This is a genomic window from Gemmatimonadota bacterium, assembly GCA_041390125.1.
Taxonomy (GTDB): Bacteria; Gemmatimonadota; Gemmatimonadetes; order Longimicrobiales; family Gaopeijiaceae; genus JAGQIF01.
The window spans coordinates 29201-44734 of sequence record JAWKQN010000008.1 but is presented as its reverse complement, the minus strand read 5'-3'; the positions used below and the strand labels follow the sequence as shown (position 1 = coordinate 44734).

Genomic DNA, 15534 nt, shown 5'->3' with positions numbered 1-15534 from the left:
AGCGCGGGGTGCCCGACCCTCTCCCGTAGCCGCACAGGGACACCATGGGCGACGCCCACGACATCCTGGATCTGCTCCGCCGCTCCGTCATCGGGTGCGACGAGGCCGTGCTCGGTCCCTTCGGGCCGCGGCGCGTGACCTACGCCGACTACACCGCCTCGGGACGCTCCTTGAGCTTCGTGGAGGATCTGATCCGCGACGCGGTCCTGCCGCTGTACGCCAACACGCACACGGAGAGCTCGGGCACCGGGCTCCAGACCACGCGCTTCCGCGAGGACGCGCGCGCCATCGTGCGGCGTTGTCTCGGCGCCACCGACGAGCACGCGGTGATCTTCTGCGGCACGGGCAGCACGGGCGCCGTCGACCGCCTGATCGGCATCCTGAACCTGCGCATCCCCCACGACCTGGACCGCCGCTACGGCCTGTCCGAACGCATCCCGGCGGAAGAACGACCGGTCGTGTTCATCGGGCCGTACGAACACCACTCCAACGAGCTGCCCTGGCGGGAGTCGATCGCCGACGTCGTGGAGATCCACGAGGACCTGCAGGGCGGCATCGACCTGGTGCACCTGGAGGAGCAGCTCGAGCGCTACGCCGACCGACCGCTGAAGATCGGCAGCTTCTCCGCGGCGTCCAACGTGACGGGCATCGTGTCCAACACCTTCGCCGTGGCCACGCTGCTGCACCGTCACGGCGCCCTCTCCTTCTGGGATTTCGCGGCGGCCGCGCCCTACGTTCGGGTCGACATGGGACCGCAGCCCGAGCGGGAGGACGGGCACCTCGCCTTCAAGGACGCGATCTTCCTGTCGCCCCACAAGCTGATCGGAGGGCCGGGCACCCCCGGCATCCTGATCGTGCGCAAGGCGCTGCTCACCAACACCGTACCGGTGGTTCCCGGCGGAGGGACCGTCTGGTACGTGAATCCGCAGGAGCACCGCTACCTCGCCGACGGCGAGCATCGCGAGGAAGGCGGCACTCCCGATATCGTGGGCTCGATCCGGGCCGGCCTGGTCTTCCTGGTCAAGGAGACGGTCGGCGTGGACACGATCCGCGAGCGCGAGGAGTCCTTCATCCGCCGCGCGATCGGGCGCTGGAGGGCCAATCCGGCCATCCAGATCCTGGGCAGCTGCGAGGCCGAGCGGCTCTCGATCGTGTCCTTCGTGATCCGGTGCGGTGAGCGCTATCTGCACCACAACTATGTCGTGGCGCTCCTCAACGACCTCTTCGGCATCCAGTCGCGCGGTGGCTGCTCCTGCGCCGGTCCGTACGGGCATCGGTTGCTCGGCATCGATCTGGACACCTCGCACGAGTTCGAGCGCGAGATCGGCCGGGGCTGTGAGGGCATCAAGCCCGGTTGGGTGCGCGTGAACTTCAACTACTTCGTCTCGGAGGAGACCTTCGCGTTCCTGCTGGACGCGGTGGACCTGGTCGCGCGCGACGGATGGCGCCTGCTGGACCACTACGATTTCGAGATCGCGACGGGCCTGTGGCGGCATGCCGGAGGCGTGGTCGAGCCTCCCCTCAGCCTGCACGACCTGCGCCTCACCGCGGAGGGCTTCCTCTACCCGCAGCACCGCCGCATCGAGACGGAGGATCGCCTGCCCGGGTACCTGGACGACGCGCGGCGGCTGCTGGCGGCGGCCGAGCCCGGATCCGGGCCCGGTCGCGTGCGGGGAGAGCGCACGGCCGACTTCGAGGCGCTGCGTTGGTTCCCGCTGCCCGAGGAGGCGGCGCAGGCGTCCCCGGCGTGAGCGTGCAGCGCGCGCGCGCCAGGCCGGAGAGCGGTGCCATGGGAGACCCGCGGGGGTGACGGGCTCGCAAGCGGGCGCCGGGGCCTGGCGCCCCGCGCTGGTCTGGGCGGCCCTCGGTGGCCTGTCGTATGCGGCCTCCCTGGGGCTGGCGCGCTGGCCGGGGTTCACCGAGGCGGTCTACGCCAACGGGCTCGGTCCTCTGCTGACGCGCCCGCTCTCGCGGCTGACCGGCGTGCTGCCCTTCGCGGTGGGCGAGCTGCTGGCCTCGATCTACCTGGTCGGGCTGGTCACGCTGCTGGTGCACGCGAGCCTCCAGGTCCTTCGCCGTCGGCGATCCTTCCGGGCGGCGTTGGGGGCAGGCGTCCGCCGTGTCCTGCTGCACGCGGGTGTGCTGGCCACGCTGTTCTATGTCCTGTGGGGGTTCAACTACGCGCGCGCGCCCTTCCTGGAGCGGTCGGGCTGGCCGGAATGGTCGGGGGTGGAGGCGGAGGAGCTCGCGCGCCTCGCGGCCGCGGCCGTCGCGGCCTCCGACTCCGCCTACCTGCGCCTGCACGGCACCGAGGATGCGGGGCGTCCCACGGCCATGCCGGCCCGACCGGATGCGCTCGAGGAAGCGCTCACGGCCGGGTGGGCGGAGGCGGCCGGCCGCCTCGCGCTGGATGCCCACGTCGCGGACGTCTACGGTCGTGCGAAGCGCCCATGGAGCAGCGGGGTGCTGGCCCGTCTGGGGATCGCCGGCATCTACTTCCCCTTCACGGCCGAGGCCAACGTGATCCGTGACCTGCCGGCGGTCAGCGCCGCGCACAGCATCGCGCACGAGAAGGCCCATCAACGAGGTGTGGCCAACGAGGCGGAGGCGAGCTTCCTGGGCTTCGTGGCGGCAGCGCTGGCGCCCGATCCCCTGGCGCGCTACTCGGCCGCGGTCTTCGCCAGCCGCCAGCTCACGGCGGCGCTCGCGCGCAGCGATCGCGAGGCAGCGCGGGCGCTCGAGGCGGGACGACTTCCAGGCGTCCGCCGCGACCTCGCCGACCTGGGCGCGTTCTGGGACCGGTTCCGCGGCGTGGGCACCCGCGTCGGCACGGCGGTCAACGATCGCTATCTGCGTGCGCACGGGGTGCCGGGCGGCGTGGCGAGCTATGCGCTGAGCGTGCGGTTGCTCATCGAGCTGGCCCGACGGTCCGGCGAAGCGGTGCCGTCGCCGGCCGGACCCGCGGAGGCTGCCTCGACAGACCTGCTAGACTCCACGTCCGGCTCCCCTGGCCCCGGAACCCGAGGAGGCTCCGCATGAGCGCCGTCACCGGCATCCATCACGTCACGGCCATGGCCTCACGGCCGCAGCCCAACCTCGACTTCTACGTCGGTCGTCTGGGCATGCGCCTGGTCAAGCGCAGCGTCAATCAGGACGATCCCGGCACCTACCATCTCTTCTACGCGGATGGTGTGGGCACGCCGGGCACGGACCTCACGTTCTTCCCCTGGCTCCACATCGCTCCGCCCCGACGCGGCTCGGCGGAGATCGCGGAGGTGGCGCTGGCCATCCCGCCGGACACGCGCGGTGCCTGGCGCGCGCGTCTGGAGCGCGCGGGCGCGAGCGGCCTCGGAGAGGAGGATCGCTTCGGGGAACGTGCCCTCTCCTTCGCCGATCCGGACGGGCTCCCGGTCGTCCTGGTGGAGAGTGACGACGCACGGGACTTCGTTCCGTGGGCCCGCGGCCCGGTGGACACGGCCGAGCAGGTGCGCGGTCTGCACGCCGTGCGCGTCCGCGTGCGCGATGCCGCGCCGACGCGTGCGGTGCTGACGGACGTGCTGGGCCTGGTCGAGGTGGGTCACGAGGACGGATGGGTCCGCTTCGCGGCCGGCGACGGTGGGTCCGGCACCCTGATCGACGTGCGCGAGGACGCGGACGCGCCTCCGGCGCGACTCGGACGGGGGAGCATCCACCACGTGGCCTGGCGCGTCCCGGACGACCCGGCCCAGGCGGCCGTGCGCCAGGCCCTGCTGCGCGAAGGCCTGCAGCCCACGCCGGTCATCGACCGGTTCTGGTTCCGTTCCGTCTACTTCCAGGAGCCTGGCGGGACGATCTTCGAGATCGCCACGGACGGCCCCGGCTTCGGGGTGGACGAGGACACCGAACGGCTCGGCGAGACGCTGGTGTTGCCACCGTGGTTGGAAGACGACCGTCCCCGTATCGAGGCCGTGCTGCCGCCCATCGAGATGCCGGTGTCGTAGTCGTTTCCGGAGCAGCGGTTCGCCGTCGCAGGCAGGGCCGGCCGTTCCTCGACCTTCGACCGATGGGTGCGAGTGCCTCCTCCGCGGCCATCGTGTTTCAGGCCCATTTCGCGTGCACGAGGCGCGTGGCGTTCCCGCCTGCCCGCGGCCCCACTCCTCCCCCGGCGCGGGCGACGATGTCGTGGTGCGCGGCCGCCGCCATCGGCATGTCGCTTGCTCGACTCCTCGTTTTCGACGCGCACGGAGATGCAGAGGAGTGGGCATGACGGTCGGGGCACGGCGCTGGGCGATCGCGGAGGGGTACATCCCCGCAGCGAGCACGGGGCCGACGCCCGAGATGACCAGCCACGAGACGGCGTGCCTGCTCAATGCCGGAGACGACGACGCCCACGTCGAGATCACCGTCTACTTCGCAGATCGTGAGCCCGCCGGCCCCTACACGGTCCACGTACCCGCGCGGCGCACCCTGCACCTGCGCTTCAACGATCTGACCGATCCAGAGCCGATCCCGCTGGCCACCGACTACGCCAGCGTCCTCGTCTCCGACGTCCCGATCGTGGTCCAGCACACCCGTCTCGACTCACGGCAGGACGCCAATGCGCTGCTGAGCACGATGGCGTGGGCGATTCCTTGATCCCGTCCCAGGCCGCACCTCCCGACGTCCCGAGACTCCAACGCAGGCATCCACCATGAGCCAGACCGTCGCCGACTTCATGATCGATCGCCTCCTGGCCTGGGATGTCGACCGCATCTTCGGGTACCCGGGAGACGGCATCAACGGGATCATGGGCGCGCTGCGCCGCAAGGAAGGCCGCATCGACTTCGTGCAGAGCCGCCACGAGGAGCTGGCCGCCTTCATGGCCTGCGCGCATGCCAAGTTCACCGGGGAGGTGGGCGTGTGTCTCGCCACGTCGGGGCCGGGCGCCATCCATCTCCTGAACGGCCTGTACGACGCCAAGCTCGATCATCAGCCGGTCGTCGCGATCGTCGGACAGCAGCAGCGCGCGGCTCTGGGCGGCAGCTATCAGCAGGAGGTGGATCTCATCTCCCTGTACAAGGACGTCGCGTCTTCGTACGTGCAGATGTGCTCGACCCCGGCGCAGATGCGGCACCTGGTGGACCGCGCCATCCGTATCGCGCTGAGCGAGCGCACCGTGACCTGCATCATCGTCCCGGCAGACATCCAGGAGATGGACGCGGTGGAGCGCCCGGAGCGCGCGCACGGGACCGTCCACTCGGGGATCGGCTACACGGCGCCTCGGGTGGTGCCCCGGCAGTCGGAGCTCGAGCGTGCGGCCGCGGTGCTCAACGAAGGCGAGCGCGTGGCCATGCTCGTGGGTGCGGGCGCCCTGCATGCCACCGAGCAGGTGATCGCGGTCGCGGAGCGCCTCGGAGCCGGGGTGGCGAAGGCCATGCTCGGGAAGGCGGTCGTCTCCGATCGGTTGCCCTGGGTGACCGGGGGCATCGGCCTGCTGGGCACCAAGCCCAGTTGGACGCTCATGACGGAGTGCGACACCCTCCTGATGGTGGGCAGCAGCTTCCCGTATTCGGAGTTCCTGCCGCCCGAAGGGAGCGCGCGCGGCGTGCAGATCGACCTGGCACCGCGCCAACTGTCCATCCGCTATCCGATGGAGGTGAACCTCGTCGGCGACAGCGCCGAGACGCTGGGGGCGCTGCTTCCGCTCCTGGAGGCGCGCAGCGACCGCTCCTGGCAGGAGCAGATCGAGGAAGAGGTGGCCGACTGGTGGGAGCTGCTGGAACAGCGCGCGCGGCGCTCCGCCGATCCCATCAATCCGCAGCGCGTCTTCTGGGAGTTGTCGCCGCGACTGCCGCACGATGTCATCCTCGCGGCGGACTCGGGCTCGGCGGCCAACTGGTACATGCGCGACCTCCGGGTCGAGCCCACCATGATGGCGTCCCTCTCCGGCAACCTGGCCACGATGGGTCCGGGTGTCCCGTACGTCATCGCCGCCAAGTTCGCCCATCCCACGCGGCCGGCGATCGCCATGGTCGGGGACGGCGCCATGCAGATGGTGGGGCTCAACGGGTTGATCACCATCGCCAAGTACTGGGAGGAGTGGGACGACCCGCGCGTGATCGTGCTCGTGCTGAACAACCAGGACCTCAACCAGGTCACGTGGGAGCAGCGCGTGATGGTCGGCGATCCGGAGTTCGAGGCCAGCCAGGACGTGCCTGCCTTCAACTACGCGGAGTATGCCCGGCAGCTTGGGCTCCAGGGCATCCGCGTGGAGCACCCGGACGAGGTGGGGCCGGCATGGGATCGGGCGTTGGGCGCGGATCGGCCGGTCGTCCTGGACGTGCTCACGGATCCGAACGTGCCCCCGTTGCCCCCTCACATCACGATCGAGCAGGCGCGCAAGTTCGCCATGTCGATGGTCAAGGGCGATCCGCGCGCCGGCGGCGTGATCCTGCAGACGGCCAAGGACATGCTCAGCGCCGTCCTGCCGAGCCGGTGAGCCCGACGGTGATGGAGGAGGCGCGGGTGGGGCGGGACCCCGGCGTCGACGCTCGCGAGACGGTCGGGACGCGGTCCGGTCCGCGGATCGACGGAATCGACGTGCGGGCCTACCGCCTGCCCACGCGCGAGGGCCCCGAGTCGGATGGGACGTTGGTGTGGGATTCGACGACGCTGGTCCTCGTGCGTGCGCGCGCGGGCGGGCAGGAGGGGCTGGGCTACACCTACGCCCACCGCGCTGCGGCGGTCGTCGTGCAGGACGTGCTGGCCAATGAGGTGATCGGCCGCTCGGCCCTGGCTCCCGCGCAAGCGTGGGAGGCGATGCATCATTGCGTGCGCAACCTGCTGCGGCCGGGCCTGGTGTCGATGGCGATGGCCGCCGTGGACTCGGCTCTCTGGGATCTGCACGCGCGACTCCTCGACATCCCGCTGGCACAAGCCCTGGGTCTGCTGCGCGAGAGCATCCCGGCGTACGCCAGCGGCGGCTTCACCTCCGCCACCCCCCGCGAGCTCGCGAGCCAGATGGAGCGCTGGTCGGATCAGGGCTTCGCCGCGGCCAAGATGAAGGTGGGGCGGGACCCGTCCGCCGATCCCGCCCGGGTCCGTACGGCCCGCGAGGCGCTGGACGAGCGCATCGACCTGTTCGTGGACGCCAACGGCGCGTACGGGCGGAAGGAGGCGTTGGCGCTCGGGTACCGCTTCGCCGACGAGGCCGACGTCCGTTGGTTCGAGGAGCCGGTCCCGTCCGACGATGTGGACGGCCTCCGTCTGCTGCGCGACCGGCTGCCGCCGGGCATGGACGTGGCGGCCGGCGAGTACGCGAGCGATCTGCCCGCGACCCGGCTGTTGCTCGACGCGTGTGCCGTGGACGTCCTGCAGCTGGATGCGACGCGCATCGGGGGCTTCACACCGTTCCTGCGCGCGGCCGCGCTCGCGCTGGGCCGCGGGGTGCCGGTCTCGGCGCACACCGCGCCGGCGCTGCACGCGCCGCTGTGCTGCGCGACGCCGGGCGCCCTGCACGTCGAGTACTTCCAGGACCACGTGCGCTTCGAGCAGCTTGCATTCGACGGGGTGCCGGAGGTACGGAGGGGGCGCCTCGAGCCTGCGCTGGATCGTCCGGGGAACGGTCTCACGCTGCGGGAGAGCGACGTCGAGCGGTGGCGTGTGCCGGTGGGGCGCGCCTCATGATCGGCACCGCACCGCGCAGGGGGACCCCGAGAGGCGACCCGGTCGCCACGCTCGCTCGCCGGCTCGCGGAGGCCGTGGAGGGTGACGTCGGGTTCGACGACAAGCACCGGGCGCTGTACGCCACCGATGCGTCGAACTACCGCCAGCCTCCGATCGGCGTGGTCAAGCCCCGCAGCAAGGCGGACGTGGAAGCGACGGTGGCCCTGTGCCGGGAGGCGGGCGTGCCGCTGCTGGGGCGGGGCGGCGGGACCAGCCTGGCTGGCCAATGCTGCAACCACGCCGTCGTCCTCGACTTCAGCCGCTACATGAACCGCGTGCTCGAGATCGACGTGGATCATCGACTCGCGCGGGTCCAGCCGGGGTGCGTGCTCGATACGCTGCGCGCGGCCGCCCGGAAGCACGGCCTCACCTTCGGGCCCGACCCGGCCACGCACGATCATTGTGCGATCGGGGGCATGATCGGCAACAACTCGTGCGGCATCCACTCCGTGCACGCACAGTGGCACACCGGTCCGCGCACGTCCGACAACGTGCACCGCCTGGAGGTGCTGACCCCGGACGGGGTGCGCTTCTGGACCGGGCGTACACCGGACGACGAGCTGGAGGCGATCCTGCAGGCCGGAGGCCGCCGCGCGGACATCTATCGCCAACTGCGCGACCTCAGGGACGAGATGGGGGACGAGATCCGTGCCCGCTATCCCGACATCCCACGACGCGTCTCCGGCTACAACCTCGACGACCTGCTCCCCGAGAACGGCTTCCACGTGGCGCGGGCGCTCGTCGGCTCCGAGAGCACGTGCGTCCTCGTGCTGGAGGCAGAGCTGCACCTGATCCCGGAGCCGGGTGCGCGGGTGCTGGTCGTGGCGGGGTACCCCGACGTCTACGCGGCGGCCGACCAGGTTCCTTCGGTGATGGAGAGCCGACCGGTGGCCCTGGAAGGGCTCGACCGCCGCCTGATCGACGCCATGGAGCGCAAGCAGCTCCACACGCAGGACCTGCATCTGCTGCCCGACGGCGACGGCTTCCTGCTCGTGGAGTTCGGAGGCGACACCCGCGAGGACGCGCTGGGGAGCGCCCGCCGCGAGGCCGAGCGGCTGCGTCGCTCCGAGGGCGCCGCGGACGTGCGCGTGCTCGAGCGCCCGGAGGACCAGCACGCCATGTGGGAGGTGCGCGAGTCCGGGCTCGGAGCCACGGCGTTCGTGCCCGGGCAGCGGGATACGTGGCCGGGATGGGAGGACTCCGCCGTGCGACCTGCGGATCTCGGGGACTACCTTCGCGAGTTCCGGGAGCTGCTGGACCGGTACGGTTACGAGGGCGCCTTCTACGGGCACTTCGGGCACGGGTTGCTCCACACACGCATCAGCTTCGACCTGGCCGAGGCCGACGGGGTGGCGCGCTTCGCCCGCTTCCTCCCGGAGGCGGCCGACCTGGTGGTGCGATATGGCGGCTCGCTCTCGGGCGAGCACGGGGACGGCCAGGCCCGCGGTGCCCTGCTCGAGCGCATGTTCGGGCCCCGCATCCTGGAGGCGTTCCGCCGGTTCAAGACCATCTGGGACCCGGACTGGCGGATGAACCCGGGCAAGGTGATCGATGCCGACCCCCCCGATGCGCACCTGCGTCTCCAGTGGCGGCCTTCCGATCCCCCCACCCACTACGGCTACCGTCGCGAGGGTGGGTCCTTCCAGGGCGTGGCGCTGCGTTGCGTGGGCGTCGGGAAGTGTCGTCGCCATGGCGGCGGCACCATGTGCCCCTCGTACATGGTGACGGGCGAGGAACAGCACTCCACACGCGGACGGGCCCGTCTGCTGTATGAGATGCTCGAGGGCGACGTGATCCGTGACGGGTGGAAGAGCGAGGCCGTCAAGGAGGCGCTCGACCTCTGCCTGGCCTGCAAGGGTTGCCGGGGCGACTGCCCGGTCGGCGTGGACATGGCCACCTACAAGTCGGAGTTCGCGGCCCACTACTACGAGGGCAGGATGCGTCCCCGCCACGCCTGGGCCATGGGACGCATCCGGACGTGGGCGCGGCTCGGCGCTCCGGTGGCTCCGCTGGCCAACTGGGTCCTGCGCACGCGGCCCCTGGCCGCGGTCCTGAAGCGTGTGGGTGGCATCGCGCCGGCCCGGGATCTGCCGCCGCTCAGCCACCCCGACTTCCACCGCACGGAGCTCGCCCGGCGTCTGCGGGGAGACGGTCCGCGCGACCCGGGGGCGGCTCCGCACGGACGGGTGATCTTCTGGCCCGACACCTTCAACGCGTACTTCCACGCGGAGACCGCGGTCGCGGGTGTGGAGGCGCTCCAGGGGCTGGGGTTCCAGGTGGAGCTTCCGGACCGTCCGCTCTGCTGTGGTCGACCGCTCTACGATTTCGGTTGGATCGACCGCGCGCGCGCCCTCTGGCGCGAGACGCTGGAGGTGCTGGACGAGCCCATCCGGTCGGGCGTCCCCATCGTGGGGATCGAGCCCAGCTGCGTGGCGGCCTTCCGCGACGAGCTGCCCAACCTCTTCCCGGACGACCCGCGCGCCCAGCGTCTGGCCGGGCAGACCTATCTCCTGTCGGAGCTGGTGCAGGAGCGCCTTCCGGATCCGGTCCTTCCGGCGAGCCCGGGGCCCGTGCTCCTGCACGGGCACTGCCACCAGAAGGCGGTGCTGGACTTCGACGCCGATCGCGCGGTGCTCGAGCGCATGGGTGCGCGCGTGCAGGTCCCCGACAGCGGGTGCTGCGGGATGGCGGGGCCGTTCGGCTTCGAAGCCGGTCACTACGACGTGGCCCAGGCGTGTGGAGAGCGCGTGCTGCTCCCCGCGGTACGCGACCGCGCCGACGGTGTGCGGGTGGTGACCGAGGGGTTCAGCTGCCGGGAGATGATCGCGCAGAATACGGGCGTGCGTGCGCTCAACCTGGCGGAGGTCCTCCGGGATGCACTGGCGGACGCCCGGGAGGCGGCGGTCCCGCGCACGCCGGCCGAGACACGGAGCACATCATGAGAGACGAACCCGACACGATGGATGGAAGCAGCGGCCGCACACCCGTGGCGGTGGTGACCGGCGGGACGGCCGGTGTGGGCCGCGCGACCGTGCGAGCGCTCGCCGCCCGCGGGTACGACGTGGGCGTGCTCGCGCGTGGCGTCGAAGGGCTGGCGGGCACCGCGCGCGAGATCGAGGCGGCAGGCCAGCGCGGGTGCACGGTGCCCACCGATGTCGCGGACGCGGACGCCGTCGAGGCGGCCGCCACCCAGATCGAAGAGGAGCTGGGGCCCGTCGACGTCTGGGTGAACAACGCCATGACGACCGTCTTCGCGCCCCTGGTGGAGATCTCGGCCGCCGAGTACGAGCGGGCCACCCGCGTCACGTACCTCGGAACCGTGTGGGGAACGATGGCGGCGCTGCGGCGCATGCGTCCCCGCGACCGCGGGACGATCGTGCAGGTGGGTTCGGCCCTGGCGTACCGTTCGATCCCGTTGCAGGCACCCTACTGCGGCGCCAAGCACGCGATCCGAGGCTTCACCGACTCGCTCCGCAGCGAGCTCATCCACGAGGGCAGCCAGATCCATCTCACCATGGTGCAACTCCCCGCCCTCAACACCCCACAGTTCGACTGGTGCAAGGCCAAGCTGCCGCGCAGCCCGCAGCCGGTGCCGCCCATCTTCGAGCCCGAGGTTGCCGCGGACGCCATCGTCTTCGCCGCCGAACACCGTCGGCGCGAGCTGTTCGTGGGTCTGCCGACCTGGAAGTCGGTCCTGGGTCAGAAGGTCATTCCCGGCGTGCTCGACAGCTATCTGGCGCACGCCGCCTGGGAGGGACAGCAGACCGACCAACCGCTCGACGAGGAGCGGCCGAGCAACCTGTTCGAGCCGGTGGCCGGCGATCATGGCGCGCACGGGCGCTTCGACGCGCGTGCGCGCGGGTGGAGCCCCGCGCTGGAAGCCACGGAGCGGCGGCGTTGGCTGACCGGCGCCGCCGTGCTGGGTGGGCTGGGGTGGCTGGCGTTGCGCGCGCGCGGCCGCGGGTCGTGATCCGCACCCGGCGAACCCCGCGACCGCTGCGATGATCGACGACTTCCTCCCCATCGAGGAGTACGGGATCATCGGGAACTGCCGGACGGCTGCGCTGGTGGGCAGCAACGGCTCGCTCGACTGGCTGTGCGTGCCGCGCTTCGACAGCCCGTTCGTCTTCGGGGCGCTGCTCGACCTGGAGCACGGTGGTCGGTTCCGCATCGGGCCGGCCGGGCACGAATGGACCAGCGAGCGTCGCTACGTGGGTCCCACGCCCGTCCTGGAGACCACGTTCCGCGGTCCCGACGGTGCGCTGCGGCTGACGGACTTCATGCCCGTCACCGACGAGGTGGAGAAGCGACGGCGTCCCTGGCCCCATCACCAGGTCGTGCGGCGGGTGGAGTGCCTGGCCGGCCGCGTGGAGCTGGAGGTGGAGTTCGACCCTCGGCCCGACTACGCCCGCAGCGACCCACCGGTCGAGGATCGGGGGCGCCTCGGGTACTGGTGCCAATCGGGCGCCGAGGCACTCGTGCTTGTCACCGACATGACGCTGCAGGTGATTCGCGGAGGCCGGGCAGCCTGGGGCACGACGGTGCTCGACGCGGGAGAGACGCGCGACTTCTCGTTGACCTACACGAACGGCGAGCCGGCCATCCTCCTGCCCCTGGGGTCCGCGCTGGACGAGCTCCAGGCCTTGACCGACGCCTGGTGGCGGGAGTGGACGTCCAGCTGCACGTACGGTGGAGCATGGGGCGAGGTGGTGCTGCGCAGCGCGATCACGCTCAAGTTGATGACGTACGCGCCGTCTGGCGCCGTGGTGGCCGCGCCCACGACGTCGCTGCCCGAAAGCCTGGGTGGCGTCCGCAACTGGGACTATCGCTATTGCTGGTTGCGGGACGCCTCCTGGACGCTGCGGGCCCTGTTCGGGCTCGGATTCCATACGGAGGCCGCGGCGTTCTTCGATTGGCTCATCTACGTGACGCGACGCACGCGCCCTGGTGTGCAGGCGCTGTACGACCTGCATGGGGCGACCCGGCTCCGCGAAGGCAGCCTGGAGCACCTGGAGGGCTACCGCGGTTCGCGGCCCGTGCGGGTGGGGAACGGCGCCCACGGCCAGCTGCAGCTGGATGTGTACGGCGAGGTGGTCGCGGCCGCCTACGAGTACGTCACGCAGGGCGGGAAGCTCGATTCGGCCGAAGGCGCGTTCCTGGCCGACCTGGGCCGTACCGTGATGAAGCGCTGGCACGAGCCCGACGAGGGGATGTGGGAGGTGCGGCACGGCCGCCGCCACAACACCTATTCGAAGGTGATGTGCGCCATCGCGCTGGAGCGGCTGCTCGAGCTGCAGGAACGGGGCGCCGTCGACGTGCCGACGGAGCGGTTCCGCGAGACGGCGCGTGCCATCCGCGAGCGCATCGAGGCGCGGGGCTACGACAGCGAGCGGGGCGTCTACGTCGCGACCTTCGACGGGGCAGGGGTGGATTCCGCGCTGCTGCGTCTGCCGCTGTCCGGATTCCTGGAGGCGGATCACCCCCGGGTCAAGCGCACGTTCGACTTCGTGCTCGAACACCTCACGCGCGACGGCCTGCTGGCGCGCTACGAGCGGGACTTCGACCAGTTGCCCGGCGTGGAGGGTGCGTTCGGGCTCGTCAACTTCTGGGCGGTGGAGGTGCAGGCGCTCGGTGGGGATATCGAGGGAGCGCGACGACGGTTCCAGGACATGGTGGATCGCGCCAACGACCTCGGGCTCTACAGCGAGGAGATCGACGCCGCCAGCGGAGCCTTCCTCGGCAACTTCCCACAGGCGTTCACGCACCTGGGCCTCATCAACGCCGCGCTGACCCTGGAAGGGCTGGGTCGGCAGCATCGCACGCGTCCGTCGCAGGAGGCGCCTACGACCGAAGAGGCGGCATGAACGTCCTCGACGTGGCCCTGTGGGGAGGCCTCGCCACCCTGGTCCTGACCGGCACCATGTTCGCCGCGCAGGGGCTGGGCTGGAGTCGGATGAGCCTGCCGTTCCTGCTCGGCGCCGGCTTCACCATGGATCGCCAGCGCGCCACCCTGATCGGCCTCGCGGTCCACCTGCTCAGCGGGTGGGCGTTCGCCGCCGTGTACGCGCTCGCGTTCGAGAGCCTGGGCCGGGCCGCCTGGTGGATGGGCGTGCTCGGCGGGGCCGTCCACGTCGGGATCGTGCTCACGGTGGGCATGGGCGTGATCGCCAGCCTGCATCCCAACATGGCCACGCCGGAGCACGGGCCCACGACCACGCGTTGGTTGCAGCCGCCCGGCTTCCTGGCCCTCAACTACGGGCGGCGCACGCCGCTCGTGGCGCTCGTCGCCCACCTCCTGTACGGGGGGATCCTGGGCGCTTCCTATCACCCGGTCCACGCGCGCGCCGCGGGGGCCCTGGAGAGGAGTCCGACCGTGCACGTGTTCGAGCTGAGCAGGGAAGGGGGTGCCCGCCGTTGGGCGTTGGTCTGCGAGACCGGCGAAGAGGTCGTCGAACAGGTGCGCGGATTCGCCGATCGAGCGGGCGTGCAGTCGGCACGCTTCACGGCGCTCGGCGCGTTCCGCACGGCCACGCTCGCGTACTTCGACTGGGAGCGGAAGGAGTATCGAGACATTCCCGTGGAGGAGCAGGTGGAGGTGACCTCCCTGATCGGAGACGTGGGTGTCGACGAGGATGGGGTCGCCGTGCACGCACACGCCGTGCTCGGACGTCACGACGGCTCCGCCCTGACCGGCCACCTCGTGCGCGGGACCGTGCGCCCGACCCTGGAGCTGTTCCTGGACGAGGGCGCCGGTACGCTGCACCGCAGGCCGGATCCGGAGACCGGTCTCACCCTGCTGCGGCCCTGACCGGCATGGGCGGAATGCGCAGCATGTTCGGTCGACTGAAGGAGCGCCTCCTGCTGCCCCACGCCGTGACGGCGGAGTTCGGGCGGGTCCAGCGTGCGCTCGAACAGATGGAGCGGCGCATCGAGCGCGTCCAGGAGGCGCTGGGACGCATCGAAGGTCGACAGATGGACGACGGCGACGGCTCGCCGCTGCAGGAGCGGGAGTTCCGCGTGTTCTCCCAATGGGGCGAAGACGGGATCGTGCGGCACCTCACCCGGGTGGTGCCCATCGAGCGCCCGTTCTTCGTGGAGTTCGGCGTCGAGGCCTACCACGAGGCCAACACCCGCTTCCTGCTCACGGACGCCAACTGGTCCGGCCTCGTGCTCGATTCGGACGCACACGCGATCGATCGCATCCGGCGCAGCCGGATCCACTGGCTTCACGACCTGACGGCCGTGCAGGCCTGGTTGACGCGCGACAACGTGGATGAGGCCCTGTCCACCCACGGTGCCGAAGGCCCGATCGGTCTGCTATCGATCGACGTCGATGGGATGGACTATTGGATCTGGGACGCCATCGAGTGCGTGTCGCCCGCGATCGTGATCGTGGAGTACAACTTCCGCTTCGGGCGCGACGCGTCGGTGACCGTGCCCTACGATCCCGACTTCGATCGACGGCGCGCGCATCCGTCGCTGCTGTACTACGGGGCGTCCCTGACGGCGCTGGAGCGGTTGGGCGCCCGCAAGGGATACGACCTGGTCGGGTGCGGCAGCGCGGGCCTCAACGCGTTCTTTGTGCGCCGGGACCTCCGCCCTGCGAGCCTGCCCGCGTTGTCCGGGCACGATGCGTGGCTGGAAGGGCGCTTCCACGAGACCCATGAGGGTGGGGGGCGCGTCAAGCGGACCGCCGCCGAGCAGGCCGCCCTGGTGCAGGCCCTGCCGCTGCAGGAGGTGGGTCCCGACGGACGGGCGCACGACCGCGGAAGCCGGGCGTAGGGTCGCCGCGACGTCGCGCGGGCGCACCGGGGTCCGCGGCTTGCGGGCGCCGGGCCTCGCCGCCGCGTG

At 71.2% G+C, this 15534-nt stretch carries 11 protein-coding genes; all 11 read left to right on the top strand.

Annotated elements, in window-relative coordinates; translation table 11 throughout:
- Positions 1 to 44: 44 nt before the first annotated feature.
- A complete protein-coding gene (locus tag R3E98_09485; GenBank protein ID MEZ4423631.1) occupies positions 45 to 1751 on the top strand; it encodes an aminotransferase class V-fold PLP-dependent enzyme in 1707 nt (568 codons plus the stop codon).
- Positions 1752 to 1806: 55 nt separating this feature from the next.
- Positions 1807 to 3039, top strand: coding sequence for a DUF3810 domain-containing protein (locus tag R3E98_09480; GenBank protein MEZ4423630.1), 1233 nt, complete (start codon positions 1807 to 1809; stop codon positions 3037 to 3039).
- Positions 3036 to 3980 carry a ring-cleaving dioxygenase gene (locus R3E98_09475; GenBank protein ID MEZ4423629.1) on the top strand — a complete coding sequence of 315 codons (945 nt, stop codon included), beginning with the start codon at positions 3036 to 3038 and terminating at the stop codon, positions 3978 to 3980. The genes R3E98_09480 and R3E98_09475 overlap by 4 nt, the downstream gene beginning before the upstream one ends.
- 262 nt (positions 3981 to 4242) lie before the next feature.
- Entirely contained in the window at positions 4243 to 4614 is a 372-nt protein-coding gene (locus R3E98_09470) for a sensory rhodopsin transducer (protein ID MEZ4423628.1), read from the top strand.
- A gap of 55 nt (positions 4615 to 4669) precedes the next feature.
- Complete coding sequence (locus R3E98_09465; protein MEZ4423627.1) at positions 4670 to 6457, top strand: thiamine pyrophosphate-requiring protein; 1788 nt, start codon at positions 4670 to 4672, stop codon at positions 6455 to 6457.
- The gene (locus tag R3E98_09460) at positions 6454 to 7644 is read left to right on the top strand and encodes an enolase C-terminal domain-like protein (GenBank protein MEZ4423626.1); all 1191 of its coding nucleotides are present in this window, start codon (positions 6454 to 6456) and stop codon (positions 7642 to 7644) included. Before R3E98_09465 ends, R3E98_09460 begins: the two co-directional genes overlap by 4 nt.
- A 74-nt stretch (positions 7645 to 7718) precedes the next feature.
- Positions 7719 to 10625: an FAD-binding and (Fe-S)-binding domain-containing protein gene (locus R3E98_09455; GenBank protein ID MEZ4423625.1), complete on the top strand. Its 2907-nt coding sequence runs from the start codon at positions 7719 to 7721 to the stop codon at positions 10623 to 10625.
- On the top strand, positions 10622 to 11653 hold the full coding sequence (locus R3E98_09450) for an SDR family oxidoreductase (GenBank protein ID MEZ4423624.1): 1032 nt from the start codon (positions 10622 to 10624) through the stop codon (positions 11651 to 11653). Before R3E98_09455 ends, R3E98_09450 begins: the two co-directional genes overlap by 4 nt.
- Positions 11654 to 11684: 31 nt before the next feature.
- Positions 11685 to 13547, top strand: coding sequence for a glycoside hydrolase family 15 protein (locus R3E98_09445; protein ID MEZ4423623.1), 1863 nt, complete (start codon positions 11685 to 11687; stop codon positions 13545 to 13547).
- Positions 13544 to 14491: a PPC domain-containing DNA-binding protein gene (locus R3E98_09440; protein MEZ4423622.1), complete on the top strand. Its 948-nt coding sequence runs from the start codon at positions 13544 to 13546 to the stop codon at positions 14489 to 14491. Before R3E98_09445 ends, R3E98_09440 begins: the two co-directional genes overlap by 4 nt.
- Positions 14492 to 14514: 23 nt before the next feature.
- On the top strand, positions 14515 to 15465 hold the full coding sequence (locus R3E98_09435) for a hypothetical protein (protein MEZ4423621.1): 951 nt from the start codon (positions 14515 to 14517) through the stop codon (positions 15463 to 15465).
- Positions 15466 to 15534 lie beyond the last annotated feature (69 nt).

Bases quoted from the DNA above. Each gene is read 5' to 3' on its own strand.
- R3E98_09470 (MEZ4423628.1), top strand. From the start codon at position 4,243: ATGACGGTCGGGGCACGGCGCTGGGCGATCGCGGAGGGGTACATCCCC.
- R3E98_09440 (MEZ4423622.1), top strand. From the start codon at position 13,544: ATGAACGTCCTCGACGTGGCCCTGTGGGGAGGCCTCGCCACCCTGGTC.
- R3E98_09445 (MEZ4423623.1), top strand. From the start codon at position 11,685: ATGATCGACGACTTCCTCCCCATCGAGGAGTACGGGATCATCGGGAAC.
- R3E98_09485 (MEZ4423631.1), top strand. From the start codon at position 45: ATGGGCGACGCCCACGACATCCTGGATCTGCTCCGCCGCTCCGTCATC.
- R3E98_09450 (MEZ4423624.1), top strand. From the start codon at position 10,622: ATGAGAGACGAACCCGACACGATGGATGGAAGCAGCGGCCGCACACCC.
- R3E98_09435 (MEZ4423621.1), top strand. From the start codon at position 14,515: ATGTTCGGTCGACTGAAGGAGCGCCTCCTGCTGCCCCACGCCGTGACG.
- R3E98_09475 (MEZ4423629.1), top strand. From the start codon at position 3,036: ATGAGCGCCGTCACCGGCATCCATCACGTCACGGCCATGGCCTCACGG.
- R3E98_09465 (MEZ4423627.1), top strand. From the start codon at position 4,670: ATGAGCCAGACCGTCGCCGACTTCATGATCGATCGCCTCCTGGCCTGG.